Here is a 25,172-nt window from a genome sequence, read left to right on the forward strand (position 1 = left end):
TAAAGTAGCAGGTAGAAGCTTGCATGCGAAAGGGTGAGAAACCGATGGAAGAGAAGCAACTGGCCGAGATCTACTTTCAGCTCTCCACACTCGTTCGCCACGCCACTTCCTCAGGTATTGATAAAAAACTAAAAATATTGGAACGCTCCGCCTATCTGCTCCTGCATGAGCTGTCTACCCGCGGCCCGCTCGGCGTCAAAGCGCTGGCCGATCATTTCCGGCTCGATATCTCCACGATTAGCCGTCAGACCGCGGGACTGGAATCCAAAGGATACATCCGGCGCCTGCCTGATCCGACGGATGGCCGTTCCAGTTTTTTCGAGATTACGGAATCGGGCATGCATGAATTTGAACGAACGAAGCGGATCCGGGTAGAACGGCTGACCCATTTTTTGCAGGAATGGTCTTCCGAGGAGTGCCATACCTTGCACCAATTGCTCGTAAAGCTGAACCATTCCCTGCAAGATGGGTGACGATTCCGGCATTGACACTTGAGCGATCACTCTGCCTCATTGCCTGCAGAAGGAGGTGCCTGCACTCATGACAACGGTCAATCATAAGCAGCCGGTATCATTATTTCGCTGGTGGATGCGGGGAGAACGGCGGTGAGCAAACTGGTGGAAGATGGATGAAGCAGTGAAATGCTGCGTGGATTCAGCACTTTCTGCTCTTTAAGCCGCTATTTGATGAAATTCCTGCAAAAGTCAGGCTGTTGGAAAACCCCTGTTTTTTACGAAGGAGTGGAGATGTCCATTTACACAATCAAAACTTGGCACTCAGAGCGTTTTAAATCGATTTTTTCTACTGAAAGGCGAGATCCACCCTATAAAAAATGAGGCAGCAAAAATTCCCATGGACTTCTCAACGGCCTGATTTTACGGGATCCAAGAGACCGCGTCGGATCCTGGAGGCATTTTCGCCTTTAGGAGGCATCATCGCCTTCAGGAGGCATCGTTGCCTCCTGGGGCTTGAACGTGTGGAGGGGATTGCTGCCATTTTACAGGAATTTCGGCTCAATGAGTCCACATCCCGAGGAATTGCTGCAAATCCACATCATTTTAGGCCCTTTTGCTTCAAGTCAAAGCGAAACGGGTGAAATTCCTGCCGTTTTGCAGGATTCCCTTTCTGGTCAAGTCGTCCATATCGAATTGCTGTATTTGCGCAGGATTTCGCTTACCGAATAGGCGTGTCTGGAGAAATCGTGCCGTTTTGCAGGATTCCCTGGAACGGAGTACACGTCATAAAGGAAAAGTGTGTTTTTGCAGTTTTTCGGCGAGGCGAGCTTTGAGAATCAGGGGGGCTGTCTCACTGTAGTCAAACTACTTTTGAGACACCCCCTTTTCACATTCCCGAATGGGGATTAGTTAATCATCTGCTTCACCAGCTCGCGATTGCGCTGCTTGAACAAGTCGTTGTGCGAAGAGACCATCCCGTAGCTGTTCGCCTCCGGCTGAATAAATTGCTTCGCCTTGTTCACCGCGTTGGCCGCATCCTGGAAGGCCCCCGCGATCAGATGCAGCTTGCCTTCATGATGCAAAATATCGCCTGCCGCATACAAGCCGGGGATGGAGGACTCGCTGTTCGCATTGCCTTTGACATAGAAATTGTCCACCATCTCAATGTTCAGCTCGCTATTGCCGAGCAAGGCACTATCCCGCTCATAGCCATGATTGATGATCACTTCATCGATGGCCAAGCCCGTCACCTCTCCAGTCGCATGGTTAGTCAGCTCTACGCGCTCGATCACTTCATGATTGGCGCTGGCGATCAGCTTCGTAATCGTCGTGTGGAAATAGCATTCCACGGAGCTGTTCTTCAATTGGGTCACCTGCGCCTCATGACCTGACAGCTCTTCCTTGCGGTAGGTCAGGTACACCTTCTTCGCGATAGGCTCCAACTCATTGGCCCAATCGATCGCCGCGTTCCCGCCGCCCGAGATGATGACCGTCTTATCCTTGAAATGCCGCAGCGACTTGACCGTATAATTCAGATTCGATACCTCGAACCGTTCGGCCCCTTCGATCTCCAGCTTCTGCGGAGTGAGGATCCCGCCGCCGATCGCAGCGATGACCGTCTTCGAATAATGCTGTCTGCCAGAAGCCGCATGAAGCACGAACAGGCCATCTTCATTTTTGGAAATGGATACGATCTTCTCATTCAGCACCACTTCCGGATCGAAGGTTAACCCTTGCTTCACCATCTGCTCAATTAATTGAGCCCCAGGAACCGGCGTCACCCCGCCGACATCCCAGATCATTTTCTCCGGGTAGACATGGACCTTGCCGCCCAGACGGGGCTGGTACTCTATCAGCTTCGTCTTCATCTCTCGCAATCCGCTATAGAAGGCCGAGAACAGTCCTGCCGGGCCTCCGCCAATTATCGTTACATCAAAGCATTCGTGCTGCGTCAATCCGCTCACTCCCGCATCGTATTCTAATTGCAATTGATTATCATTATCAACAAGTAGTATACAGATCTTGCCTGCCCAATACAAGCGAAAAACTATTGACAGTTGAAAAGGTGGCAAACTATAGTAATATCATACTCGACACTGATAATCATTATCAATAATTATTCTATTTTACTCTATGGAGGTTGCATCATGGCTCGCCTATATACCGAAGCCTTAAATATTGGCTATGGTGAACGTCTCATTGTGAAAAATCTGAGCGTCACGATTCCCGACAAAAAAATTACCACCATTATCGGCTCGAACGGCTGCGGCAAATCAACCTTGCTGAAAGCGATCACCCGCATCATTTCCCATCAATCGGGCTCCGTCATTCTGGACGGCAAAAATATCGCAAGCGAGAATACGAAGCTGCTGGCGAAGAAGATGGCGATACTCCCCCAATCCCCGGAAAGCGCGAGCGGACTGACGGTCGGAGAGTTGGTCTCCTATGGCCGCTTCCCGTATCAGAAAGGGTTCGGGCGCCTGACCAAAAAAGACCTCGACGTCATCGACTGGGCGCTGGAGGTCACCGGCACGAAGGAGTTCAAGCACCGCACGGTCGACGCGCTCTCCGGCGGCCAGCGCCAGCGCGTCTGGATTGCGATGGCTTTGGCGCAGGAGACGGATATCATTTTCCTCGATGAGCCGACCACCTATCTCGATATGGCGCACCAGTTGGAAGTGCTGGAGCTGCTGCAGAAATTGAACCACGAGCAAGAGCGCACGATTGTCATGGTGCTTCATGACTTGAATCAAGCGGCCCGCTTCGCCGACTACATGATTGCGATGAAGGACGGGCACATCATCAAAGCCGGCGACTGCGAAGAGGTCATGCACCACGACGTGCTGAAGCAAGTGTTCCATATCGATGCCGAGATCGGCCGCGATCCGCGGACCGACAAGCCGATGTGCGTCACCTATAACCTGGCTACCGTGTAGAAGAAGGAGAACGTTACGATGAAAAAAGCAATTATCCCGTTTATTCTGCTCTGCCTGCTGCTGGCGACCGCCTGCGGCAACGGATCAAATAACAACGGCAGCCCCGGCGCCACGGACGCTCAACCGGAGACAAGCGGCTCAAACACGATCACGTATCAATCGGAGAATGGATCCGTCGAGGTGCCGGCTCATCCGGAGCGCGTGATCGTCTTGTCCACCTTCACGGGCAATGTGATGGCCCTGGACGTCAATCTCGTCGGCGTCGACTCCTGGTCGAAAATGAATCCGCGCTTCGAGGAGCAATTGAAGGACGTTCAGGAAGTGTCCGATGAAAACTTGGAGAAAATCATCGAACTGCAGCCCGATCTTATCATCGGTCTGTCCAACATCAAAAATATCGATAAATTGAAGCAAATTGCCCCTACTGTTACTTTCACGTATGGCAAAGTGGATTATTTGACCCAGCATATCGAGATCGGCAAGCTGCTGAACAAAGAGAAAGAAGCGCAGGACTGGGTGGACGATTTCAAGAAGCGGACGCAGCAAGCCGGCGAAGAGATTCAGGCGAAGATCGGCAAGGATGCCACCGTCTCCGTCCTGGAGACGTTCGACAAGCAAATGTACGTCTTCGGCGATAACTGGGGACGCGGCACCGAGATCCTGTACCAGGCGATGCATCTGAATATGCCGGAGAAGGTCAAGGAAAAGGCGCTTAAAGACGGTTATTATGCGGTATCGCTGGAAGTGATGCCCGAATTTGCAGGCGATTATGTCATCCTGAGCAAGAACAGCGATGCCGACAATTCATTTCAGAACACGGACACGTATAAAAATATTCCCGCGGTGAAGAACAATCGGCTGTTCGAGGTCAATGCGAAGGAATTCTACTTCAACGACCCGTTGACGCTTGATTACCAATTGGACTTCTTCCGCAAGAGCTTCCTCGGACAATAATGCAGAGAAAAGGGCATTGCTCCGTGAATCTATTGCCATGAATCTATTACAGAAAAGATGAGATATCGATGATGAAGGAAACGAAACGCTCCCTCCCCTTTACGTACAAATGGCTGGTTGGATTGCTGTGCTTCGCCGCAACGTTCCTCGTCGCGATGCGGTTCGGCGCAGCCGACACAACACTGAAGGATGTCTGGCTGGCCCTGACGTCCCGCGCCACGAATGAGCATATTGCGCTGATCCAGGAGATCCGGCTGCCGCGGGAGATTGCGGCGGCGGCCGTCGGAGCGGCCCTGGCCGTAGCCGGCACCATTATGCAGGGCATGACGAGGAATCCGCTGGCCGATCCCGGCCTGCTCGGGCTTACGGCGGGCGCCAATGCCGCCCTGGCCATCGCCATCGCGCTCCTCCCGGGAGCCGGATACTTGGCGATGGCGGCGGCTTGCTTCCTCGGAGCGGCGGCAGGCGCCGGGATGGTGTTCGGGATCGGCGCCCTGCGCAGGGGCGGCTTCTCCCCGCTGCGGATGGTGCTGGCCGGCGCGGCCGTCTCCGCGCTGCTGTATGCGATCGCCGAAGGAGTGGCCCTTTATTTTAAAATATCGAAGGATGTCTCGATGTGGACCGCTGGCGGCTTGATCGGCATGTCTTGGGTACAGCTGCAAGCGGTGGGGCCGTTCATTGCCCTCGGCATTGTCATTGCCCTGTTGCTGGCCAGACAGCTTACCATTCTTAGCTTGAATGAGGAGGTGGCGGTCGGACTGGGGCAGAAGACGAACCGCATCAAGGCGCTCTTGTTCGTCGTCATCGTATTGCTCGCCGGAGCCTCCGTCGCTCTGGTCGGCAATCTGACCTTCATCGGCCTGATGATCCCTCATATCGTCCGTGCCGTCGTTGGGACCGATTACCGCTATGTGCTGCCGATGTCGGCCATGATGGGCGCATCCTTCATGCTGTTGGCCGACACATTGGGACGAACCATCCATGCGCCGTATGAGACGCCGGTCGCGGCGATTGTCGCCATCGTCGGCCTGCCCTTCTTCCTGTTCATCGTGCATAAGGGAGGGAAGGCATTCTCATGATCGAACCCGCTCTGCGCGCGAGACAGCGCCTCATCGTATCCAGCCTGCTGGCCCTTATCGTGATCACGATCGTACTCGGCATGGGAATGGGCTACGCCTCCCTGTCCTACGACAGATTGATCCCGACGCTTCTCGGGCAAGGCAGCTTCAAGGAAGAGTTTGTCTTATTTTCCGTGCGTCTGCCGCGCATTGTCATCACGCTGCTGGCCGGGATGGGTCTGGCGCTGTCCGGTGCGATATTGCAAGGCATCACCCGCAATGATCTGGCTGATCCCGGCATTATCGGCATCAACTCGGGTGCCGGTGTTGGTGTGGCCGTGTTCTTTTTATTCTTTCCGGTGAATGCCGGCTCGTTCGTATACATGCTCCCGCTGGTCGCGTTCACGGGCGCGCTGCTTACCGCTTGCTGCATCTATCTCTTCTCTTACAAGAGACAGCAAGGCATGCAGCCGATTCGGCTCGTCCTGACCGGCGTCGGCTTCTCCATGGCGCTGTCCGGGGTTATGATCGTCCTGATCTCGTCGGCGGAACGCGCCAAGGTCGACTTTATCGCCAAATGGCTCGCGGGGAACATATGGGGAACGGACTGGCCGTTCATCGGGGCGCTTCTCCCCTGGCTGATCGTCCTGATCCCGTTCACGCTGTACAAGGCCAACCGCCTGAATGTGCTCGCCCTTAGCGAGCCTGTCGCCATCGGGCTCGGCATGCCGCTGAACAAGGAGCGGCTCATCCTGCTGTTCACTGCGGTCGCGCTGGCCGCTTCGGCGGTCTCCGTCACCGGCGGCATCGCCTTCATCGGCCTGATGGCGCCCCATATCGCCAAAGCGATGGTCGGCCCGCGGCATCAGCTCTTCCTCCCCGTCGCCATTCTGATGGGCGGCTGGCTGCTGCTGCTTGCCGATACGATCGGCCGCCAGCTGGCGGATCCCGACGGCATCGCGGCAGGCATCATGGTCGCCTTCATCGGCGCGCCATACTTCATCTATTTGTTGCTGAAGAAATAGCTGCTCAACCCAAAAATCCCTTGAGTTCGGATGCTCAAGGGATTCTTTGCGTGCGATCGCACGCTTACTGATGCGGAAGCCGCTCAAGTTGCGCATCCGTCCACCGCAGCACCTCGCCAATCGAATGGCGGATAATCAGATCGGCTGCTCCATCCGCAGGGGTCGGCTCCTGGTTCACAATGACCAGCCGAGCGCCGCGCTCCTTGGCCAGCCGCGGGAATTGATTGGCCGGACTGACCTGCAGCGAGGAGCCGAGTACGAGAAGCAACTCCACGCCGTCCAGCATGGCGTCGGCCCGGGCAAGCTCCCGCTCAGGCAGCCATTCCCCGAACAGCACCACATTCGGGCGCACCTGCCCGCCGCAGCCGTTCCTGACGCAGCGGGTCAACCGCTTCGGCTCCATATAATCGGTGCAAGGGTACTGCGCATGGCATGTCATGCACCGAAGGGTGCCCAAGTCGCCATGCAGCTTCGCGATGGCCCCCGTTCCGGCCTGCTCGTGATAATGCTCCACGTTCTGCGTGATGACGCCATGGATCATGCCTCTCCGCTCCCAATCGGCCAATATCCGATGCCCGGGATTCGACCCGTGCTTCCGCATCTCCCCGATGCGCCACCGGTAGAACCGGACGAATTCGTCATGGTTCTCCTTCATCGCGTCCAGGCTGGCCAATGCCGCCGGGTCCCGATCATTCCACATCCCTCTGTCCGCAGACCGGAAATCCTGCAGTCCGCTCTCGGTCGACATGCCAGCTCCCGAAAATACGACCGTCGACGCCGATTCCTTTAGCCATTTTGCAAGCATGAGAAGCCTCCTTCCGCATACGAAAGTACAGAGTCATCGTTAGTCATCGTCGATTCAAATAAGGTTCGAGCGGAATCAGTTCCCCGTTGCTCCGAATTCCGATATCGCCGGACACCTGAACCAGATGGATATCCTTGCCGATGCGCTGCAATTCAGCCCCGGTAGAACAATCGAACGCAATGGCCGAACCATCCTTCAGCAGCGTCCACAGTTCACCTTCTCCCCCCAGATGGATCGATGTTGCCGCCTGCTCCCGATCCCGGAAGTCATTGATTGTTACGATATTTCGGGAATCATCCCACACCGTTATCGAACCGTCCTCATGCAATGCGGCCGAGAACGAACCGCCTGCATTCGCCATCGCAACAGATGCGGGGATCCCCTCTGGGAACCTGTGTGCGCCATACCCCCAGGCAACAATGGTCCCGTCTCGCTTCAGGGCCAGATTCGGCGTTCCGGCGGCAATGGCGGCGACATCGGTCAGGCCTGCCGCTCCGGCCACATCATTGAACTTGTCGCTCCCCCACGCGGCGACCGTGCCGTCCTTCCGCAAGGCAAGAGAGTATTCATAGCCGGCAGAGACCGCCATGACATCGCTCAGGCCGACGGGCACAGTCGCTTCTCCCTGCTCATTACTGCCCCAGGCGACCACCGTCCCGTCCCGCTTCAGTGCCAAGGCATGCTTGTTCGAGGAGAGCGACACCGCCGCCATATCGGTCGCTGCGGCCGGAATCTTGCCCGATTCCGACGCCCGATACCGTGACCACGTCGACACCGTGCCGTCCTGATGAACCGCGGCATACTCCGCGTAATTGGAGGAGAGGGAGACAATCCCGGTGGCGGAACGCTCCGGAAGCTGTATCTGCCGCGGGACATCCAACTGCATGACAGAGCCGTCCAGGTTCATGCCAAGCAGCCCATCATCGCCCTGAACCGAGATCGCCATTAGCTTCGGCAGGCCTGCGATGGGGGAGATGGTTTGTTCTCTCCATACCGCCAATGAACCGTCTGCACGCAGCAAATAAATCTCGCTGAAGCCCGCGGAGAGGCCCACGATATCCCGATAGGGCGCTTCATGGATTTTCCCCTTCGGAAATCCATTGCCCCACGCTACCGCCGTGCCGTCCTTCCGAAGCGCGGCGGACACGCTGCTGCCTGCCGCGACCGCCGCTACATTGTTCAGTCCTGGCGGCACCTTGGCCATTCCTTCATAATTCTTCCCCCATGCCGCAACCGTTCCGTCCTTTTTCAAGGCAAGCACATGATACGGTCCCGAAGACACATCCGCCACATTCTTCAAGCCGGCTGGAATGGAGAGCTTCCCGTTACCTCCGTCATTGATATGGTGGTAGTAGCTTATCTTCCCGTTCCGGTGGACGATGAACAAGGTCCCCAGATTGGCCGATATCGACACCGCGTCCTTTATTTTGGACAAAGCTGTGCCGCTTTGCGAGGAATGGAGACTCGCTCCCGCCCCCCATTGCGCAATCGTGCCGTCTTTTTTCAGCGCAAACGCCGCGTTACGCGACGAAGCAACGGCCACGACATCGCGCAGATTCTTCGGAACCGACGGCTCGCCCTTGAGCCGTGTGCCCCATGTCTTCACCGAACCGTCGCTATTCACCGCCATATAATGTTCATTGGCTGCAGCCAGCCTTTTTTGGTTGTGCAGCACTTGCTGAATCGACATTGTCTTCGCTTCCGCCTGCACTGGCGACGGATAGCCGTAAGGCAATGCCGCCAGCATGACGACCGCCGCAATGAGAATGGCCTTCACCATGAACTTGATTCGCTTCTCCGCATTTCTTGCCGGCGGGTGTCCGGCTTCCTTCCGATGTATGCCTATTTCGCTTCCCCTTCCTTGTGAAATTATATGTATGATGTAGTGCCCCAGCCCCCCGCGACCCGTACTTTTTTACTATACAATACCCTTCAACTCATTGGAATCCAAGCCATACGATGGAAATCAAAAAAACGATCCTGGGAACGAAGGCAGCACAAAAGACGGAGCCGCATCTACGGCTCCGCCTCTTCAAATTGAAATATGAACCTTATTTGAGATCAGGTTGCTCGGCCGGATCTCCCCAGCATTCGACGTTGGGAAGCGATTGGAAATTCGAGAGATGGAAGACCGGGTTGCGGCCCTGACGCTTCTGCTCCCGATAATCCTTCAGCGCGTCGAAGGCGATTCGGCCCAGCATTACAATGGCAATCAGGTTCGTAATGGCCATGAACGCCATGAACAGGTCGGCCAAATCCCATACGATAGCGACCTTGGCAACAGACCCGAACAGAACCATGCCCACCACGGCGAGACGATAAAGGAACAGCCACTTTTTACTGTTTTTGATAAACTCGATATTCGTCTCCCCATAAAAATAGTTGCCGACGACCGAGGTGAAGGCGAGAAGGAACACGGCAATCGCGACGAAGCCAACGGCCCAGCTGCCAATATGATTGGCCAACGCGGCCTGAACAAGCTCAATACCCGTCAGATCCTCGGCGCCGTACGCGCTGGAGAACAGAACGATAAAAGCGGTCGCGCTGCACACCAACAGCGTGTCCACAAATACGCCCAAGGCTTGAACCAAGCCCTGCTTCGCCGGATGGGTGACGTCGGCCGCGGCCGCGGCATTCGGGGCGCTGCCCATTCCCGCTTCATTGGAGAACAGACCCCGCTTAATCCCCATCATGATCGCAGCGCCCAATCCGCCGCCGGCCACTTGCTCGAAGCCAAATGCGCTCCGGAAAATGAGTCCGATCACCGCCGGGAGCTCCGATATATTGGTAACGACGATGTAAAGGGCAAGGAGTACGTAACCGCCCGCCATAACGGGAACCAAGTATTCGGAAGCCTTCACGATTCGCTGTACGCCGCCAAAAATGACATATGCGGTGAGGCCAGCGACAACGATGCCTACCCAGAAGCGATCCATGCCGTAGGCGCTCTCCAAGGCAAGCGAAAGCGTGTTCGCTTGCACCGAGTTAAATACAAGGCCGTAGCATATGGTGATGAGAACGGCGAACAGCACGCCCATCCAGCGTTTGTTCAGCCCTTTCTCCATATAATAGGCAGGCCCGCCGCGGAAGCCGCCTTTATCCTTTACCTTATAGATTTGCGCCAGTGTCGATTCAATGAAAGCAGTGGCCGATCCGAGCAAGGCGATAAGCCACATCCAGAAGACGGCTCCCGGTCCCCCCGCAGCAATCGCGAGCGCTACCCCCGCCAGGTTCCCCGTGCCTACCCGGGAAGCCGTGCTGATGCAAAAAGCGCCAAACGAGGATACCCCGCCTTGACCGCCTTTGGAGCTGCCTGCGCCTTCTCCCAATAAGCGAACCATCTCGCCCGCCATTCTAAATTGGACGAACTTCGTTCTGAACGTGAAGTACAAGCCTGCCGCAACCAGAATAACAATCAGTACATAAGACCATATCGTATTGTTGAAAGAAATAAAATCGTAAATAAACTCCAAAATTCTATCCACCTTCCTTGTGTTCGTCAATTGTCATCAACCGCATGCAGCTACTGGAAACGTGATATGAGGGGCCAGCCAAGAAATAGAGCTGTTCGGGTGGTAGAATCCTAGGGATTACCGTATGAAAATGTTTTACTTATTATACATTCACGAGAATTATATGTAAATAAAATCTATTAATTGGTACTCTATGACCCTTGATTGGTTAACCGAATCACATCCAGCAATGCTATTTTTTGCTTCGTCTTCTCGTGATACAGCCATCTGTCCTTCACATGGTCCACGAACAGCACGCCATTCAGATGATCGATCTCATGCTGAATGCAGCGCGCAAGATACCCTTCCCCCTTCAGCGTGAAGGACTTCCCTTCCCGGTCCAGACTTGTCACGGTGACCGCATTCGCTCTCTTCACATGTCCGTAATAACCGGGAAACGACAAACAGGCTTCCGGTCCATCCTGTTCCCCGCTTAATTCCACGATCTCAGGATTGATTAGCTCGATTAAGCCTTCGCCGCAATCCATTACGATCACTCTCCGCAGGACCCCCACCTGCGGGGCGGCGAGACCGGCGCGTCCGTCGCTGGCATACAGCGTATCCGCCATATCATCCAGCAGCTTGATGATTCGCGGCGTCAGTTCATCCACGGGCTTGGCAACCTTGCGCAGAATCGGGTCCCCAAAAGGCAATATCGCGCGTTCTGCCATCACTTTACTCCTTTCTCCTTCATTGGTGGCGTATGCACCCACAAATCATTCGGCGTGCATTCCAGCGCCGTGCACAAGGCGTCTAGCGTCTCGGCCTTCATTTGCCGCGGTTGTCCGTTCATCAATGCGCTAATCGATGGGGCGGACAAAATATAATTCGCTCGCGCGCGCAGCAAGCGGGACAATGCCGCCCCCGACCATATTCCCCTCTCCGCCATCACCTTGCGCAGCATCCATACGAGCATATGAATGATCCTCCTGTTTCCGGAAATTTAGCTGTGGGCTAAATTTATTAGGTATTACCTAATATATGCGATAGAACGCAAAATGTCACCTGAAAATATCCTGAAAAGACAAAAAAATCATTTTCCGGCAGAGGCGCAAACGTCTATCTCCCGGCCCATGTACCTATCGCCCCCGCATATTATAATGGGGAATAACCTGACAATCCGGGGCTCCGGATTGTACATGGGAGGGCGATGACCGAATATGAAGCCGCTGTATTGCGATTATTTCTTCTGGAACAACCGGATCGATCACAGCTGCCTCGACGCCATTGTCCCGGCTCCGTATGTTCAGCACCAATGAGGTGTTCGGGTTCACAGGCGAGCCGGGGTTCAGATCGATACCGCCAAGCTGTTCGCTGTGTTCGGCCAAATACGAGACTTTTGATCATAAAATTGGATCCGGCCTCAAGCGGGCTGCTGCCATCCCCCTCCTCCTCCCTACGGGGGCAGAGGGTGGGGATATTCTCGTGCCCGAACGGGTTATTTCGAGATATCGACGAACCCTTCGCCGAACACATCGCGCACATCATGAATCGTAATAAAGGCGTCTTTATCGATCGCTTTTACGATCTTTTTAAGCGTGCTCACTTCTTGCTTGCTGATGACAATATACAGAATCTCCTTCGGCATTTTCGTATAATGCCCATGACCGTATAAGACGGTAACCCCCCGATCCATGACGACATTGACCTGCTCGGCGATCTTGTCATGCTCCTTGGACACGATCGTAACGGCCTTCTTCGGGTTGACGCCTTCAATGATGAAGTCCATCACCTTCGTCCCGATATAGAGCATCACAATGGTGAACATCAGACTCTCCGCGCCAATAATGAAGTAGGAGGAGAAGGCGACGATCAGATCGAAGAACAACAACGCATAGCTCACGTTCCAGTCCAAATACTTATTCATGATGCGGGCTAAAATGGTCGTTCCCGCGGTCGTTCCGCCGACCCGGATAATCAAGCCGATCCCGACGCCCGTAAAGATTCCCCCGAATATCGTGTTAATGATCAACTCATTCGATTCAATGCGCCAGTCCTGGGTCAGATGCAGGAACAGCGAGTTGAAGACGACGGCGATGATCGTATACACGGTCGTATTTTTGTCCAAAAATTTATAACCGACGATTAACAAAATGGAGTTCAAAATGAAGCTAACGAGCCCCGGAGACCATTGGAACAGGTAGTACAGTATGATGGTGACCCCCGTCACCCCGCCTTCGCCGAGCTCGTTCGGAATGACGAACACATTGATGGCCAGAGCAAAAATCAATGCCCCCGCCATAATGACAAAAATGTCGATGCAACGTTTTTTCATAATATGATCCTTTCCCGTAACACTTATAGTGATTGTGACAGCTATTCTGATGTACGCGCGCTAGCCCGTATCCCCGTATATTTTATCAAAAAAAGGGAGTCTGGTATGCGATCCGCAGCAAAAAAGCACCTGACATAGCGCCGGTGCTCTTGTTGTATCTCTATGCGATAATTCTATTCATCATGATAGGATTCCGCGGTCTATGTATCCATCGGGATGTGATCCCAATCTTCCTCGTCGCAGCCGGCCATCCAGAACAATCCCCTGCGTCTCTCCATGACGATGCTTTCGTTCATGCCGGCCGGGGCTTCCTTCCCATGGATCCGGCTATCGACACATGCCCAATGCAGCCGGTAGATTTTGTCGGCTTCATCCAAGATCTCCTCCCGGCTTCGCAATACGGTCTTCTCATAGAACTCCTCGAATGATTCGCATCTGGACACCGCCTCAATCGCATACTCGCAGTCGCAAATCTGATCGGGGAAGTCGAGCGATTCCACCAGACCGAGTGCCCAGATAAGCGTCCAGTACGCTTCGTACTGCCACACAATATTGACCGCCTCTTGCTCCACCGGTTCGGCATCCTGCAGCAGCTTGCGCTCCTTCTCCGTCAGTTGGTCCTCCACCTCGAATTTGCGCAGCATGCGCATCACGAAGTCCGTCGATTCTTCCAGATCTCCGCCTTGGGCCACATCGCAAGCGTATTGGATCACGATTAATAGAGCGACCGCTCTTCTCGCGATGTCTTCTTGCGGCTTCCACAGACACGCCGCTGCGGGCGGGAGCAGGGGCAAGGTCTCCAGATGCGGAATGCCGCGCTCCTGGATATAGGCGATGGACGCGTGCTTTCTTCGCTCGCCTTCCTCGGAAGTCTTCTCCTGCCCCATCACTTTATTGGTGCAGGCCCGGGGGGTGAAGTCGGCCGGTCCCGACGTTCCGTCGGGGTAGACAATCACTTGTCCGTCGCTATCGAGCAGCGTCCCGTCCTGCAGGAATCCGATGCCTTCGATGGCGGACATCAGCGCCGTGCACATTTGCAGCTGCTCTTCGTTCAGCTCCTTCTCCGCTTCGATCGCAAGCAGCGTATTGAAGACTGAGATTTGCGTTAGGACCCGTTCCTTCCGATTCTCGTCGGCGAAAGGAACGCGATGATAAAAGCCCATCATCCCGGGTATATTGGCTTCGAAATAATCGGGATTTGTTTCCTCGGTCGAGACTCGAATCGTCAGATTGTGCTTTTGGAACAGCGAATTGGATTGGATGACATAGTCATTGCCGGCTTGTTCGATCTTATAGCCTGCCGCGAACACATCCGCTATCTTGTCCCCGATATCATCGATATCGTTCTTGGAAGCAAATATGGTGAAATACTTCAAACCCCATGACCTCCCCGGAATACATATATTGCTAGCCTACTTGACTCCCGAAGCGGCTGTCAAATGCACGAATGCATGTCCCGTCCTTGGATCGGTCGAGCACGGCGTACACAATTCGCTCGAAGAACCTGCCGTAGCCTTCCTTCAGGAGCAGATCATGCCACCAACCGGCGACCAGCTCCGGATCATTGCGGAACACCCCGCACCCATATGCGCCCAAGACAAGATTGCGATCCCCCCGGTTGGCGAAGATGGCCAGCGCCAGACGCATGCGGTCTTGCATGACCCGCTTCGCCTGTTCCGGGTCCTCGCCCTTCAGCAGCACCTGCCCGTAATTGACTGCCGGCAGCGTCAACACCGAGGCGGTCACCGGCTGCTCCAGCAGCTCGAACCGCTTGTCGCGGAAAAACACCACATCCGGCGAATAGATGGCATGGTCGGTATACATCATCGATTGGCAAGCGCGGTTGGCCCGATAGTAGCCCTCATGGCGCAGCTGGGTGGCGTACAGGCCGCTTGATGCGGCGAGGCTCTCCTCCTGCGCCATCGCCCCGTTCAGGAAGCCGCCGCCCGGATTTTTGGCGCTGGCGAAGTTGAGCACGCCGACCCGCTCGGTGCCGGCCCGGGCCCAATCCAGAATCGCCTGTACCGTCGCCTCGTTGGCCACCGTCTGCTCAGCCAGCTTCCCTGTGGAAGGCGGCATACAGTTCCGCACCAGTTCGGCCCCCTGTTCCGGGGTAATAAGCACGCTGTTGTCCTCCGAATCGTGCTGTGCCGCGGCGAAATCGACCAGCCGCCCGTTCAATTCATAATATCCTTGCTGCATATAGCGCAGCGTATCTTGTGCAATTCCCTTTCGTTTCATATTACTCCCCTTCTTGTGCTAGAAGCTGATCCCGGACCTCGGTCAATGCGAAGCCCAATAGATTTCGGCCCCGCCATTTCATCGGATTCTGTGCGTCCGGATTGGCCTTGCCCATCCCGATGCCCCAGATGCGGTCGCGCGGGCTTGCCTCCACGAGGATCCGGTTTTTCGTCGTTTTCAGAAAATTCCACAGCTCCGGATTTTGTGAAAACTTGGCATGGTTGCCCCGCTTCACGATTTCATAGCAGTTGTGCTCCCATATGTCCTTATCGAAGTTCTTGACGGCGCGGCCATAAGCTTTCATCTCTTTCGGATGCTTCGCGTTCATAATCGCCGCCTTCATCTCGTCGTCGCCGAACAGGCATGCCTTCTCCGCCATCATATATTGTTCTGCGCAGGAATAGCGCTCCCCGTCGACTGTGAATTCGCACATCCACCATTGACTGAAGCAGCTCTGGTTGACGCTGCCGTCTGCCGGCGGCGTATGCCCCCAGAAGAACACATATTTGAATGTCTGACCCGTGTTATAAGCCTTCCGCAGCTCTTCTATGTTGTACATCATCATATCCTCTCCCAGCTTCTCCGGTACAGCCGCGACGGACGGTGACCGGCGTTCTCCGTATAGTGATCCGTCTCCTCGACGAGATGGGCCACCTTCCGCCGGAATGCGGCCTTCAGCAGCTCACGGTCGAGAATGACCTCGTATACTTGCTGCAATTCCGTCAAGGTGAACAGCTTCGGCATCAGATGCAGCGCAATGTCCGTATACTCGACCTTGCCCCGCAGCCGCTCGATGGCGCAGGCGATGATCTTCGCGTGATCGAAGGCCAGCCCTTCGTTGGAGACGATGGCATAGTCCGTCGCATAAGCCGTATCCGTCGACGTGATCTTCCGCTCCACTACGGCAGTCAGCTTGTCGTCTCCGTTGACCAGCGTCAGCTCGTACTGCCGCGTCTTGAGGTATCCATCCTCCAGCAGCTCCTTCGACTCCCGCAGCAGCCGGTACGAGACCTGGAACCAGGCGGCATTGTCAGCGTCGTCCCCCGCCTCAACCTGCACCTGGCTGCTGTCAATGAGCGCCATATACGAGCAGCTCATTACCCACGTCCGCGGGTCGCGGCCGGGCTCGCTGAACGTATACAATTGCTCCAGGTAGACGTTATCCACGCCCGTCTCCTCCCGCAGCTCCCGCTGCGCCGCTTGCTCCGTCGTCTCCACGGGACGGACGAATCCGCCCGGCAGCGCCCATTGCCCCAGATAAGGATGCCCGCCGCGCTGAATGAGCAGGATGCGCAGCTCCTTCTCCGGCAGCTTGCGGTAATTATCCTCCGCGGTATCCGTCACCGTGAAGATGACCATGTCCGTCGCGACTGACGGACGCTCATAATCCCCTGCGCGGTATTGCTCCAGGAACTCCCGTTCCGTCAGCCCATTGCGATCCCGCAACTCCATTGTTCATCACCCGTTCGTAACTATTTGATATTATCTATACGATACTAACAACATACCCAACGGGGCGCGCTTTGTCAAGGTTGTCGTGGTCAGGTTGGCAAATAACAGACCGTTTCCATAACAACGCAGACAAGGCGGGTATTCATTGAGCTTTCGAATCCAACGTTTCCAGCACATCTTTAATAATTCGATAAATTAGTTTCTTTTCTTCCAAGGTTCGGCTATAAAGCAGCGAATTAACAACTTCCAGCAGCTGCGCATCTTCCAGATTGGAAGATAACACATCCATCTCGTGCAACTGAAACATCTCAGTAGGAGTAACATTGAGACCATGGATAAGCTTATCCAGTGTTTCTATGGAAATATTGCGTTCTCCCCGCTCAACAGAACCTATATAGGATGGATTAAGACCTGCTTTTTCCGCCAATTCTTCTTGTGTTAGGTTATTTTTCTTTCTCAAATACCTTAATCTCTCACCAATCAACTGCAGCAACAACGGTTTACCACCTCTCTTTCAGGTTAGAGAAGCATCATACCTGAAAACAGAGTATTAAAGAAGTGATTTGTTTGAAATCTGTTCATATATGCACTAATATTAAGGATCAGTACGGTTAATGAATCTGGCCGCATTATGACCAAGAAGGGTGAAAAGGAATGCATTACTTTAATGTAGCTTTATGCCCCGAAAAAAATAGGCTGCCTTATTTGCAAGGCAGCTTTGTTCGACCGCATGTCTATTTATTTGAAGATTGCCCGACAGGGGATGAGGATGACGCTTACACTCTCTCCTATCATAAAATGCAGAACATGATTGCCGCTACACCTTATCAGGCTCATATTAATCTGTATGCTGCCCGGATGGATTCGTTACTGAGAGGAGCGGTTGACGGCTTTATTCATTATCAATCCCGTTCCTGCAGGAGATTGCTCGTATGGAGGATAGATTCCCTGCACAAGGACAGCAAGGCTTGGGGGTATTATCAGCATGCCATCGAATAGAAAGTGTCCTCTGCCTATCGCCTAGGAAATCCTGCCCCGAAACTCCTCCACAAAGCCGTTCAGCCCGTCTTCTGTGAAATCGGGCGCGCACTTGCGCCAAGGTTATCCTTCTAAATCTTTTTCACAAACTCAGATTTTAACTTCATCGCTCCAAAGCCATCGATTTTGCAATCAATGTCATGATCCCCATCGACCAAGCGTATATTTTTAACTTTTGTACCGATTTTCACAACGGATGAGCTTCCTTTGACTTTCAAGTCTTTGATCACGGTTACGGAATCCCCATCGTTCAGGACATTTCCATTGGCATCTCGGATGATTCGTCCATCCTCGTTAGCTTCCGCTTCGGCCCCTGGCGTCCACTCATGTGCACATTCCGGGCATATCAACAGGTGTCCATCCTCATACGTATATTCAGAATTGCATTGCGGGCAGTTTGGCAAATTAGACATAATTACATTAGCTCCAATCGTTATTAATATGTTTATATACTGGCATAGATTTCTCATATTGGCAAATTCACTAGGCCCGGCGGTTACTGCATAAGCGAACTTGATCGATGCTATATGTCCTTGCGATATATTGAGGCCGGCCGCTCTGCCCATACACAATATACTTGCTGTCGCTGGAGTATCCCTTGTGGATCTGCTCGATTTTGGCGCTGTCCCGCAAGCAGGGAATCGCGCTGCGGAACAGGTCTGGTTTGTTCATCATACCATTTCCCTTCCTCTATTTTAATCGAATCCGTGCCTTTTCAACCTTCAGTTCAGGTATATATCCTATTCGCGCCCGTGCATGAAGACCCTTTTTTGTGGGGGATGCATCATCATCTCTGTTTACAAATCTATAAAAATAGATATAATAACTTTTATGGAACCTTTATTGATCTTTAAAGCGTTGTCGAACGAAACTCGCCGTCAAATCATGCTGTGGCTTAAGCATCCCGAACAATACTTTGATGAAAAGCCTTATTTGCAGCAAGGTCTCAATTTTCAGACCGGTGTCTGTGTGGGAGATATTCAGGCCAAAGCGGGACTTGCGCAATCGGTCATTTCCAGTTATTTATTAGCGATGCAAAAAGCCCAGCTATTGGAGTCCGAGCGAATCGGAAAATGGACGTACTACCGCCGGAACGAGAAGACCATTCAGCAATTTTCCGAGTACGTCCAAAAGGAATTATAAAAAAGAAAAGGGAGATCTTTTCATCCATATATCTACTTATATAGATATTTAGCTGCTAAATAACTTTCTAGGAAGCTTTCATTGTTGTTTATATTTTTTTCTCATCATATCTATATTTCCATATATCTAGATAAAATTTCATCGAAATGGGGAATTAGTTCAAGTGAAAAAGGTTAACCCTCTTCTCATTATTGTACTGGCAATTGGGGTATTCAGTATCATCACAACGGAAATGGGCATTGTGGGGGTTCTGCCTCAAGTCGCTCACAAATTTCATATTTCCGCTTCGCAGGCTGGCTGGCTTGTGAGTATATTCGCGTTTGTCGTTGCCCTTTCGGGTCCATTTCTGACGTTGCTTGCTTCCGGCATGAATCGAAAAACCATTCTGCTGATCGCCGTGCTCATGTTTGCCATTTCCAATGTGGTCTATGCATTCACAACTCATTTCAGTGTCATGCTCGCTTTTCGAATCATTCCTGCCCTGTTCCATCCTGTCTTTTTCTCGGTAGCGCTTGTGACTGCGGCGAAGCTTGTTCCTCCGGAGAAAAGCGGCAACGCGGTTACGAAAGTATTTTCAGGAATCACGGTCGGGTTTGCTTTTGGCGTGCCTCTGACTTCCTATTTAGCGGCAAAGATTTCAATGGAGGCCGCATTTCTGCTTGGAGCTGCGGTAAGCGCCATTGCCTTTGTAGGTATATTCGCGTGGCTCCCTTCCCTGCCTGCTCAACGCAAAATGTCATATGGAAAACAGCTTGGCATCCTTCGAAAACCTCAATTATGGTTGAACATCGCTGCCGTTATTTTTATCTTTGCGGCTATGTTCTCGACGTACAGCTATTTTGCCGAGTATCTGGGGCAAATCACCCGCATGAACGGCGACTGGATAAGTATCATGTTGATGGCTTTTGGCATCATCATGATTTGGGGAAATTTTTTATTTGGCGGATGGCTGCAAAAGAGCGTAACAAAGACCGTTATCCTGTTCCCCCTGCTATTTACGGCAATTTACTTGTTGATGTATTTTTTCGGCCCCTATTTCGTCCCGATGGCCGTGATCGTATTGATGTGGGGGACGATTCACTCGGGCGGGCTTATTGTCAGTCAAACCTGGCTTGCGAGGGAGTCCAAGGAAGCGCCAGAATTCGGGAACAGTTTATTTGTCTCCTTTTCCAATCTTGGGATCACCATAGGTGCCGCAATCGGTGGCTGGATCATTTCCGAAATGGGAATACATCAGCTTATGTGGAGCGGAATTGCATTTGCACTGCTAGCGTTTATCCTCATTTTGATAAAATTAAAAATATACGGTCCGCTGGAGTCGGAAAAAGCGTAACAACACAGGCCCTTAGTTTCATATACGGCCGACTGAATGGGTGGCGGCAGTGCGTGTATCTTGTGCGATCGTTCTCAGGCTAGAAGCAATAAGGAACTGGGCCGTGTAATACGTAAGCATAATCAACGGCCCTGCGAAGACAACCTCGGATACAAACCTATCCCACGCTAAAATGGAGTCCGATACCGCAAACAGAACGCTGCCGGCCATCGCCAGCTTGTTCCCCGTCATGATTGCGGACCAGATCATGAAGGAAATGACGATAATATAGACAAGTACAGCGGCAGCCATGACGTAATTATCAGCTTGAATCAGCGCTTGAAGCAGATGCCAGCTCATGAACGAGGCATACGCCAGGATCGGAATGAGCATGAAGAAGCGAATAGCGGAGAAGCGCCATCTGCTTATAAATGCAGCCACATAGAACAAATGCCCGATGAGAAAGGCCGCTAGGCCAATGATGAACCACCCCATCAACAGTCCGTCGCCGAGCATACAGAAAAACAGTCCGGTTCCTATCATCCAATGGCATCTCTTGCGGCTGGATGTCATGTGCAGATACCCGTAAGCGATAATCAGCCACATCGGAATTAATTTGAACAGCAGCTTGACCGCCTGCGGCTCATCAGGAATCACGAAAATATAAAGGACACCCATGACAACGATAAGTGAGGGCAGCCCATACTTCACCACAGAAACCTCTCCCTTCATGCATAGTCGATGGATAAGCGGCTCCGTATATCCTATTCTGCATGCCCTCAGCAAATGTCTTAATCGCAAGTTGTATCCCCTTCATAGACAACAAAAAACGGAGTGCCTCAACAAAGACACTCCGCAATCGCTAACCTGTTCCGATTCGATTAATCCCGATTCGCCAGCTTGGCCAGCAGGCGGACAATCTCGATGTACAGCCATACGAGGGTCACCAGCAAGCCGAATGCCCCGTACCACTCCATATATTTCGGTGCGCCCTGCTGCGCCCCCTCTTCGATGAAGTTGAAGTCCAGCACGAAGTTCAGAGCCGCGATAATGATGATGACGACCGAGATCCCGATGCCGATCGGGGTGCTGTCATGCAAGTAAGGCACCGTTACGCCAAACATTCGAAGCACAAAGCTGAGCAGATAGACAATCGCAACTCCTGCCGTAGCGGCGAATACGCCTCGCTTGAAGCCTGCCGAAGCCTTGATCATGCCCGTCTTGTAGGCAAGCAGCATGCCCATGAATACGCACATCGTCAACAAAGCCGCCTGGAGGGTAATGCCGTAGTACAATGATTCGTAATTGGCTGAGAGAGCTCCAAGGAACAACCCTTCCGCAATTGCATAGACAGGCGTCAAAATCGGCGCCGTCGAAGGCTTGAAGCTGATGATCAGGGCCAGAATCAGGCCGCCAATCGCTCCGCCTATCATATAAGGAAACATTTCGTACCCATTGAAGAACATAGTCCAAGAGATAACGGCTGCCCCCACGAGCAGCGCCAGCGTCATGAACGATTTGTTCACCGTGCCGCCAATCGTCATCGTCTCTTGCCCATTGTAATGTCCGCTATTCTCAAACGTATTCTCGTTGAGCGTCGGATTTCCACTGCGACCAATCAAATGAAAAAACCTCCCACTATATATTTAAACCAATATTATCATATGTTAATATGTTCCTCCACCTGATTGTGAAATATGATGCAATGATTCCAACGAGATTAGCCCCTAATCACACAGAGATGACACCTGTCATCAAGATCTCTTTACAGGTGTGAATGTTTTGTCACCCTCTATACAACTACACTAAAACTACGGTAAGCAACGTGAGAAGAGGGGGAGTAATGTGGAGCAACGCAAAGGGCGAATTCGGCTGCTTGATATTCTGCGGGGGTTCGCCATCCTAGGAACACTTGGGACGAACATCTGGATATTCGCGCAATTGGGAGACCTGTCTTATCTGTTGACGTACAGTTATACCGGCTGGTGGGGGCTTGATGATCTGCTCAGAATGATCGTGTTATTCCTCGTGAACGGGAAGATGCTTGGCTTGTTGACGATTATGTTCGGAGTCGGACTGGAATTAAAGTACCAACAAGCGATGCGCACGGGGAAAGCTTGGCCAGGCGTTTATATGTGGGTCCTCCTCATCCTGTTCATGGAAGGCCTGCTTCATTTCACCCTGGTCATGGAGTATGACATCCTCATGAGCTACGGCATCACTGGCATGATTGCGGCCTTCATCGTCCGAGGCGGTGACCGCCTCATATCGATTACGATGAAAGGAATTGGCAGCGTCCAGGCGGTCATCATCTTGGCGATCCTGCTTCTTTCTTTGATGGCTCCCAATATTTCACTTGGCAGCTTCGATCCGATAGTTGCTCTCTATCAGGACGGTTCTTGGCTGCAGCAACTCCAATATCGGCTGTCTCATTTCCTGCAGCTTCGCTTGGAAGCCATTTTCGTTATACCCATGAATGTCTTTTTGTTTTTGCTTGGCGTCCGTCTCATGCGCTCAGGGGTCTTTGCCCAAGATGAGAACGGCCACAGGCAGCGTCAAAAACTGTTGAAACTGGGGCTCTTTCTCGGTCTGCCGCTGAACCTGTTGATTTTTATTCCTGGGGGCGCCTTTGATCTGCCTGTGCGTTACTTATTTGCCCCATTCCTTTCCCTTGGGTATATAGCACTCATTGGAAAAATGCTACAATATACGAAATGGAACTGGCTGTGGCGCTTGCTTGAACATGCCGGGAAGATGTCTTTAAGCTGTTATGTTATGCAAAATATTATCGCTTCCGTCCTTTTTTATAGCTGGGGATTTGCTCTAGGCGGAAAGCTGAATTCCCTGGCCGTTATAGCGGTCTGGATCGGCATTTCCTTTTTCCAGCTATGGTTTGCCTCAACATGGCTTCGCGTCTTTAAGCTGGGGCCGATGGAATCGGTCCGCAGACGCGCAGTGGGAATCTTCGAATCCAGATAACCCGATAACCGAACGGGAGGCCATCCATGATATTCAAGATCTACCCCAGAGATCAAATCAAGAATTATTTGCTCATAGATGTTATCGCGATCGTGTATTTATTTTACATGGTTCTCAGCTCCCGTTCGAATCCGGGTCTCTTGGGAAGTCTCCTTCTTCTGCTTTCCTTTCTTGTTTCCTTTTATATCGGACTGTGGCATCGCAATGGGTATCTTCTAGCGGCAGTTCTAGCCGGTCTTGCTACAACTGCTCTGATCGGTATGTACATTGACCCGAACCTCTTAATTTTTGGTTTTATATTTGCCGACCTGATCGGAAGGTCGAAGTCCAAGTGGCATATTGGAATCGCGATTGCCGCCATTGCCCTCATGTTTATCCTCGTGTGTGGCGTATATGGGAAGAGGACGGACAATTTTCTATTCCTGCCTCTCATGATTGTTCAATTGCTCTTCCCTATCGTCATTTATATTATAGAAAAGACCAAGCGCTTGCAGAGCAAGCTGGATGCAGCCAATCAACAGCTTGAAAAGTACATTCAGCAGGAGGAAAGACAGCGTATTGCAAGGGATCTTCATGATACGCTGGGGCAAACCCTTATGATGATTAAGCTGAAATGCGAGCTGGCCAATAAGTGGGTAGATAAAGACCCGATGCAGGCCAAGGAAGAACTGAAGGATATCCTGTACACATCGAGAATCGCCTTGAAGCAGGTAAGGGAGCTGGTCTCGGATATGAAGTTCATCTCGCTGGCGCATGAAATCGAGCATTGCCGCAAGCTGCTGCATACGGCAGGGATTGAACTGGACATCGTGGAAAATGGAAGGCCTCCCCTGTTAGCCAGCGTAGAAGAAACGATGATTGCGCTCGCGGTTCGGGAAGCGGCGACCAACATTGTCAAGCACAGTCAAGCAAAGCAATGCACAATCAGGCTGGAAACGGCGGACAATCTATATTGTGTATCGATAACGGATGACGGAGTTGGCCTGTTGCCTACAGCAACCGGAAATGGAATTCAGTCAATGAAGGAGCGGATGCAAGCCCTTCATGGAACCTTCACGGTGGGCAGCTCACCGGGCGGGGGAACGGCTCTTTCTATGCAGCTTCCGCTTCGTCAACTCGGAAAGGAGAACTCTGCCACATGATTCGAGTCGTCATCGCCGAAGATCAGCAGATGCTGCGCGGCGCCTTCGCCTCGCTGTTGAAATTCGAACCCGATATGGAGGTGCTGGCTGAAGTGCCGGACGGGAAACAAGCCTGGGAGGCGATACAGCGGCATCAGCCTGATGTGTGTGTGCTGGACATTGAGATGCCTCTGATCAACGGCCTTGCGTTGGCGGAGCAAATCCGACATGCCGGCTTGCCCTGCAAAATCATGATCGTGACTACGTTTGCCCGTCCGGGCTATTTACAAAAAGCGATCGAGGCTCAAGTGAATGGCTACCTGTTAAAAGATGAACCGATTGACTATCTGATTGAGTCGATCCGCCGGGTCATGGCTGGGGAACGGGTGATCAGCACCGATTTGGCGGCAGCACTATTTATGAATGAAGTTAACCCGTTAAGTGAAAGGGAAGCAGAGATGCTGCGCCTTACCAAAACAGGCATGACGACAAGTGAGATCAGCAAGGCCCTCTTCTTAACGAAGGGTACCGTGCGGAACTATTTGTCTTCAGCGATTCAGAAGCTGGAAGCCGAATCGAGGCAGCAGGCCGTGAATATCGCCGATGACAAAGGATGGCTGTAATTGTAGGCGACAAGCGAAATCCTGCGCAGAAGCAGGAATGGCCCCCCAAGGCCGAACACTTCTTGCATGAACGATGAAGCTTTCAGCGCCTACCCGGCGGCTTCCTCGATTACGCCAACCATGTATGGCATGATAACCATTTATTTGGATTCAGCATGCATGGCAATGCTCCAAGTAACTGTTACTCGAACGCATATAATGGAAAGGAAAGGATCATCGCAACTCCGTAATACAAATAACGGA

Annotated in this window: 27 protein-coding genes; 11 read left to right on the top strand and 16 right to left on the bottom strand. The window is 52.6% G+C overall.

What is annotated here, in order from left to right; all coding sequences use genetic code 11:
• Positions 1 to 44 precede the first annotated feature (44 nt).
• Positions 45 to 473 carry a MarR family winged helix-turn-helix transcriptional regulator gene (locus FLT43_RS16320; protein ID WP_087440361.1) on the top strand — a complete coding sequence of 143 codons (429 nt, stop codon included), beginning with the start codon at positions 45 to 47 and terminating at the stop codon, positions 471 to 473.
• An 887-nt stretch (positions 474 to 1,360) separates the two neighbouring features.
• Here FLT43_RS16320 and FLT43_RS16325 read toward each other — a convergent pair.
• Entirely contained in the window at positions 1,361 to 2,410 is a 1,050-nt protein-coding gene (locus FLT43_RS16325; protein ID WP_087440360.1) for an NAD(P)/FAD-dependent oxidoreductase, read from the bottom strand.
• Positions 2,411 to 2,602: 192 nt separating this feature from the next.
• Here FLT43_RS16325 and FLT43_RS16330 point away from each other — a divergent pair, with 192 nt between their 5' ends.
• The 4 genes from FLT43_RS16330 to FLT43_RS16345 all read left to right on the top strand — a co-directional run bounded on the left by FLT43_RS16330 (position 2,603) and on the right by FLT43_RS16345 (position 6,428).
• Positions 2,603 to 3,391, top strand: a complete 789-nt coding sequence (locus FLT43_RS16330; protein WP_006676952.1) for an ABC transporter ATP-binding protein — start codon at positions 2,603 to 2,605, stop codon at positions 3,389 to 3,391.
• 18 nt (positions 3,392 to 3,409) lie between these two features.
• Positions 3,410 to 4,345 (top strand): iron-hydroxamate ABC transporter substrate-binding protein, encoded by a 936-nt coding sequence (locus FLT43_RS16335; RefSeq protein ID WP_087440359.1) that lies wholly within the window; start codon positions 3,410 to 3,412, stop codon positions 4,343 to 4,345.
• Between the two features lie 68 nt (positions 4,346 to 4,413).
• A complete protein-coding gene (locus tag FLT43_RS16340) occupies positions 4,414 to 5,424 on the top strand; it encodes a FecCD family ABC transporter permease (RefSeq protein WP_087440358.1) in 1,011 nt (336 codons plus the stop codon).
• A complete protein-coding gene (locus FLT43_RS16345) occupies positions 5,421 to 6,428 on the top strand; it encodes a FecCD family ABC transporter permease (protein ID WP_087440357.1) in 1,008 nt (335 codons plus the stop codon). The genes FLT43_RS16340 and FLT43_RS16345 overlap by 4 nt, the downstream gene beginning before the upstream one ends.
• Positions 6,429 to 6,492: 64 nt before the next feature.
• Here the strand turns inward: FLT43_RS16345 and FLT43_RS16350 are convergent, their stop codons facing one another.
• From FLT43_RS16350 to FLT43_RS16400, 11 genes are all read right to left on the bottom strand, one after another.
• A complete protein-coding gene (locus FLT43_RS16350; RefSeq protein ID WP_087440356.1) occupies positions 6,493 to 7,233 on the bottom strand; it encodes an SIR2 family NAD-dependent protein deacylase in 741 nt (246 codons plus the stop codon).
• A gap of 43 nt (positions 7,234 to 7,276) precedes the next feature.
• Complete coding sequence (locus tag FLT43_RS16355; protein WP_087440355.1) at positions 7,277 to 9,013, bottom strand: RCC1 domain-containing protein; 1,737 nt, start codon at positions 9,011 to 9,013, stop codon at positions 7,277 to 7,279.
• 271 nt (positions 9,014 to 9,284) lie between these two features.
• The gene (locus tag FLT43_RS16360) at positions 9,285 to 10,706 is read right to left on the bottom strand and encodes an alanine/glycine:cation symporter family protein (RefSeq protein WP_087440354.1); all 1,422 of its coding nucleotides are present in this window, start codon (positions 10,704 to 10,706) and stop codon (positions 9,285 to 9,287) included.
• A gap of 191 nt (positions 10,707 to 10,897) precedes the next feature.
• Positions 10,898 to 11,416 (bottom strand): peptide deformylase, encoded by a 519-nt coding sequence (gene def, locus FLT43_RS16365; RefSeq protein ID WP_087440353.1) that lies wholly within the window; start codon positions 11,414 to 11,416, stop codon positions 10,898 to 10,900.
• Complete coding sequence (locus FLT43_RS16370; protein ID WP_087440352.1) at positions 11,416 to 11,661, bottom strand: helix-turn-helix domain-containing protein; 246 nt, start codon at positions 11,659 to 11,661, stop codon at positions 11,416 to 11,418. The genes def and FLT43_RS16370 overlap by 1 nt, the downstream gene beginning before the upstream one ends.
• Before the next feature lie 522 nt (positions 11,662 to 12,183).
• Positions 12,184 to 13,020 (bottom strand): YitT family protein, encoded by an 837-nt coding sequence (locus FLT43_RS16375; RefSeq protein ID WP_087440351.1) that lies wholly within the window; start codon positions 13,018 to 13,020, stop codon positions 12,184 to 12,186.
• Between the two features lie 200 nt (positions 13,021 to 13,220).
• Positions 13,221 to 14,396 carry a DUF4272 domain-containing protein gene (locus FLT43_RS16380; RefSeq protein ID WP_087440350.1) on the bottom strand — a complete coding sequence of 392 codons (1,176 nt, stop codon included), beginning with the start codon at positions 14,394 to 14,396 and terminating at the stop codon, positions 13,221 to 13,223.
• 31 nt (positions 14,397 to 14,427) lie between these two features.
• Positions 14,428 to 15,261 (bottom strand): TIGR02452 family protein, encoded by an 834-nt coding sequence (locus FLT43_RS16385; RefSeq protein ID WP_087440349.1) that lies wholly within the window; start codon positions 15,259 to 15,261, stop codon positions 14,428 to 14,430.
• A 1-nt stretch (position 15,262) separates the two neighbouring features.
• Positions 15,263 to 15,823, bottom strand: coding sequence for a riboflavin biosynthesis intermediates N-glycosidase (locus FLT43_RS16390; RefSeq protein WP_087440348.1), 561 nt, complete (start codon positions 15,821 to 15,823; stop codon positions 15,263 to 15,265).
• Positions 15,823 to 16,713 (bottom strand): NUDIX hydrolase, encoded by an 891-nt coding sequence (locus tag FLT43_RS16395; protein ID WP_087440347.1) that lies wholly within the window; start codon positions 16,711 to 16,713, stop codon positions 15,823 to 15,825. Before FLT43_RS16395 ends, FLT43_RS16390 begins: the two co-directional genes overlap by 1 nt.
• A gap of 142 nt (positions 16,714 to 16,855) precedes the next feature.
• Positions 16,856 to 17,209 (bottom strand): helix-turn-helix domain-containing protein, encoded by a 354-nt coding sequence (locus tag FLT43_RS16400; protein WP_244194005.1) that lies wholly within the window; start codon positions 17,207 to 17,209, stop codon positions 16,856 to 16,858.
• 158 nt (positions 17,210 to 17,367) lie between these two features.
• Between FLT43_RS16400 and FLT43_RS16405 the strand changes: the two genes are divergently transcribed.
• Positions 17,368 to 17,712, top strand: coding sequence for a hypothetical protein (locus FLT43_RS16405; RefSeq protein ID WP_087440346.1), 345 nt, complete (start codon positions 17,368 to 17,370; stop codon positions 17,710 to 17,712).
• 110 nt (positions 17,713 to 17,822) lie between these two features.
• Here FLT43_RS16405 and FLT43_RS16410 read toward each other — a convergent pair whose 3' ends face one another.
• Positions 17,823 to 18,164: a zinc ribbon domain-containing protein YjdM gene (locus FLT43_RS16410; protein WP_087440345.1), complete on the bottom strand. Its 342-nt coding sequence runs from the start codon at positions 18,162 to 18,164 to the stop codon at positions 17,823 to 17,825.
• A 70-nt stretch (positions 18,165 to 18,234) separates the two neighbouring features.
• Positions 18,235 to 18,426: a hypothetical protein gene (locus tag FLT43_RS16415; protein ID WP_087440344.1), complete on the bottom strand. Its 192-nt coding sequence runs from the start codon at positions 18,424 to 18,426 to the stop codon at positions 18,235 to 18,237.
• Between the two features lie 156 nt (positions 18,427 to 18,582).
• Here FLT43_RS16415 and FLT43_RS16420 point away from each other — a divergent pair, with 156 nt between their 5' ends.
• A complete protein-coding gene (locus FLT43_RS16420; RefSeq protein WP_087440467.1) occupies positions 18,583 to 18,894 on the top strand; it encodes an ArsR/SmtB family transcription factor in 312 nt (103 codons plus the stop codon).
• A 163-nt stretch (positions 18,895 to 19,057) separates the two neighbouring features.
• Entirely contained in the window at positions 19,058 to 20,227 is a 1,170-nt protein-coding gene (locus tag FLT43_RS16425) for an MFS transporter (protein WP_087440343.1), read from the top strand.
• An 18-nt stretch (positions 20,228 to 20,245) separates the two neighbouring features.
• Here FLT43_RS16425 and FLT43_RS16430 read toward each other — a convergent pair whose 3' ends face one another.
• Positions 20,246 to 20,920, bottom strand: a complete 675-nt coding sequence (locus tag FLT43_RS16430; RefSeq protein WP_244194004.1) for a lysoplasmalogenase — start codon at positions 20,918 to 20,920, stop codon at positions 20,246 to 20,248.
• Between the two features lie 167 nt (positions 20,921 to 21,087).
• The gene (locus FLT43_RS16435) at positions 21,088 to 21,828 is read right to left on the bottom strand and encodes a Bax inhibitor-1/YccA family protein (protein WP_087440341.1); all 741 of its coding nucleotides are present in this window, start codon (positions 21,826 to 21,828) and stop codon (positions 21,088 to 21,090) included.
• Positions 21,829 to 22,051: 223 nt separating this feature from the next.
• On the opposite strand from FLT43_RS16435, the gene FLT43_RS16440 reads away from it, so the two are divergent.
• Genes FLT43_RS16440 through FLT43_RS16450 form a run of 3 tightly spaced genes read left to right on the top strand, consistent with a single transcriptional unit; the run spans position 22,052 to position 24,929 of the window.
• Positions 22,052 to 23,185 (top strand): DUF418 domain-containing protein, encoded by a 1,134-nt coding sequence (locus FLT43_RS16440; protein ID WP_087440340.1) that lies wholly within the window; start codon positions 22,052 to 22,054, stop codon positions 23,183 to 23,185.
• Between the two features lie 26 nt (positions 23,186 to 23,211).
• Positions 23,212 to 24,327 (top strand): sensor histidine kinase, encoded by a 1,116-nt coding sequence (locus tag FLT43_RS16445; RefSeq protein ID WP_087440339.1) that lies wholly within the window; start codon positions 23,212 to 23,214, stop codon positions 24,325 to 24,327.
• Positions 24,324 to 24,929: a response regulator transcription factor gene (locus FLT43_RS16450; RefSeq protein ID WP_087440338.1), complete on the top strand. Its 606-nt coding sequence runs from the start codon at positions 24,324 to 24,326 to the stop codon at positions 24,927 to 24,929. The genes FLT43_RS16445 and FLT43_RS16450 overlap by 4 nt, the downstream gene beginning before the upstream one ends.
• Positions 24,930 to 25,172: the final 243 nt, after the last annotated feature.

This window comes from Paenibacillus thiaminolyticus (assembly GCF_007066085.1).
GTDB classification, from domain to species: domain Bacteria; phylum Bacillota; class Bacilli; order Paenibacillales; family Paenibacillaceae; genus Paenibacillus_B; species Paenibacillus_B thiaminolyticus.

What these genes read in the sequence shown, in the direction of transcription:
- FLT43_RS16320 (WP_087440361.1), top strand. Translation starts at nt 45, where the DNA reads ATGGAAGAGAAGCAACTGGCCGAGATCTACTTTCAGCTCTCCACACTC.
- FLT43_RS16330 (WP_006676952.1), top strand. Translation starts at nt 2,603, where the DNA reads ATGGCTCGCCTATATACCGAAGCCTTAAATATTGGCTATGGTGAACGT.
- FLT43_RS16335 (WP_087440359.1), top strand. Translation starts at nt 3,410, where the DNA reads ATGAAAAAAGCAATTATCCCGTTTATTCTGCTCTGCCTGCTGCTGGCG.
- FLT43_RS16340 (WP_087440358.1), top strand. Translation starts at nt 4,414, where the DNA reads ATGATGAAGGAAACGAAACGCTCCCTCCCCTTTACGTACAAATGGCTG.
- FLT43_RS16345 (WP_087440357.1), top strand. Translation starts at nt 5,421, where the DNA reads ATGATCGAACCCGCTCTGCGCGCGAGACAGCGCCTCATCGTATCCAGC.
- FLT43_RS16350 (WP_087440356.1), bottom strand. Translation starts at nt 7,233, where the DNA reads ATGCTTGCAAAATGGCTAAAGGAATCGGCGTCGACGGTCGTATTTTCG.
- FLT43_RS16355 (WP_087440355.1), bottom strand. Translation starts at nt 9,013, where the DNA reads ATGGTGAAGGCCATTCTCATTGCGGCGGTCGTCATGCTGGCGGCATTG.
- def (WP_087440353.1), bottom strand. Translation starts at nt 11,416, where the DNA reads ATGGCAGAACGCGCGATATTGCCTTTTGGGGACCCGATTCTGCGCAAG.
- FLT43_RS16370 (WP_087440352.1), bottom strand. Translation starts at nt 11,661, where the DNA reads ATGCTCGTATGGATGCTGCGCAAGGTGATGGCGGAGAGGGGAATATGG.
- FLT43_RS16375 (WP_087440351.1), bottom strand. Translation starts at nt 13,020, where the DNA reads ATGAAAAAACGTTGCATCGACATTTTTGTCATTATGGCGGGGGCATTG.
- FLT43_RS16385 (WP_087440349.1), bottom strand. Translation starts at nt 15,261, where the DNA reads ATGAAACGAAAGGGAATTGCACAAGATACGCTGCGCTATATGCAGCAA.
- FLT43_RS16390 (WP_087440348.1), bottom strand. Translation starts at nt 15,823, where the DNA reads ATGATGTACAACATAGAAGAGCTGCGGAAGGCTTATAACACGGGTCAG.
- FLT43_RS16395 (WP_087440347.1), bottom strand. Translation starts at nt 16,713, where the DNA reads ATGGAGTTGCGGGATCGCAATGGGCTGACGGAACGGGAGTTCCTGGAG.
- FLT43_RS16405 (WP_087440346.1), top strand. Translation starts at nt 17,368, where the DNA reads ATGCATTACTTTAATGTAGCTTTATGCCCCGAAAAAAATAGGCTGCCT.
- FLT43_RS16410 (WP_087440345.1), bottom strand. Translation starts at nt 18,164, where the DNA reads ATGTCTAATTTGCCAAACTGCCCGCAATGCAATTCTGAATATACGTAT.
- FLT43_RS16415 (WP_087440344.1), bottom strand. Translation starts at nt 18,426, where the DNA reads ATGATGAACAAACCAGACCTGTTCCGCAGCGCGATTCCCTGCTTGCGG.
- FLT43_RS16420 (WP_087440467.1), top strand. Translation starts at nt 18,583, where the DNA reads ATGGAACCTTTATTGATCTTTAAAGCGTTGTCGAACGAAACTCGCCGT.
- FLT43_RS16445 (WP_087440339.1), top strand. Translation starts at nt 23,212, where the DNA reads ATGATATTCAAGATCTACCCCAGAGATCAAATCAAGAATTATTTGCTC.
- FLT43_RS16450 (WP_087440338.1), top strand. Translation starts at nt 24,324, where the DNA reads ATGATTCGAGTCGTCATCGCCGAAGATCAGCAGATGCTGCGCGGCGCC.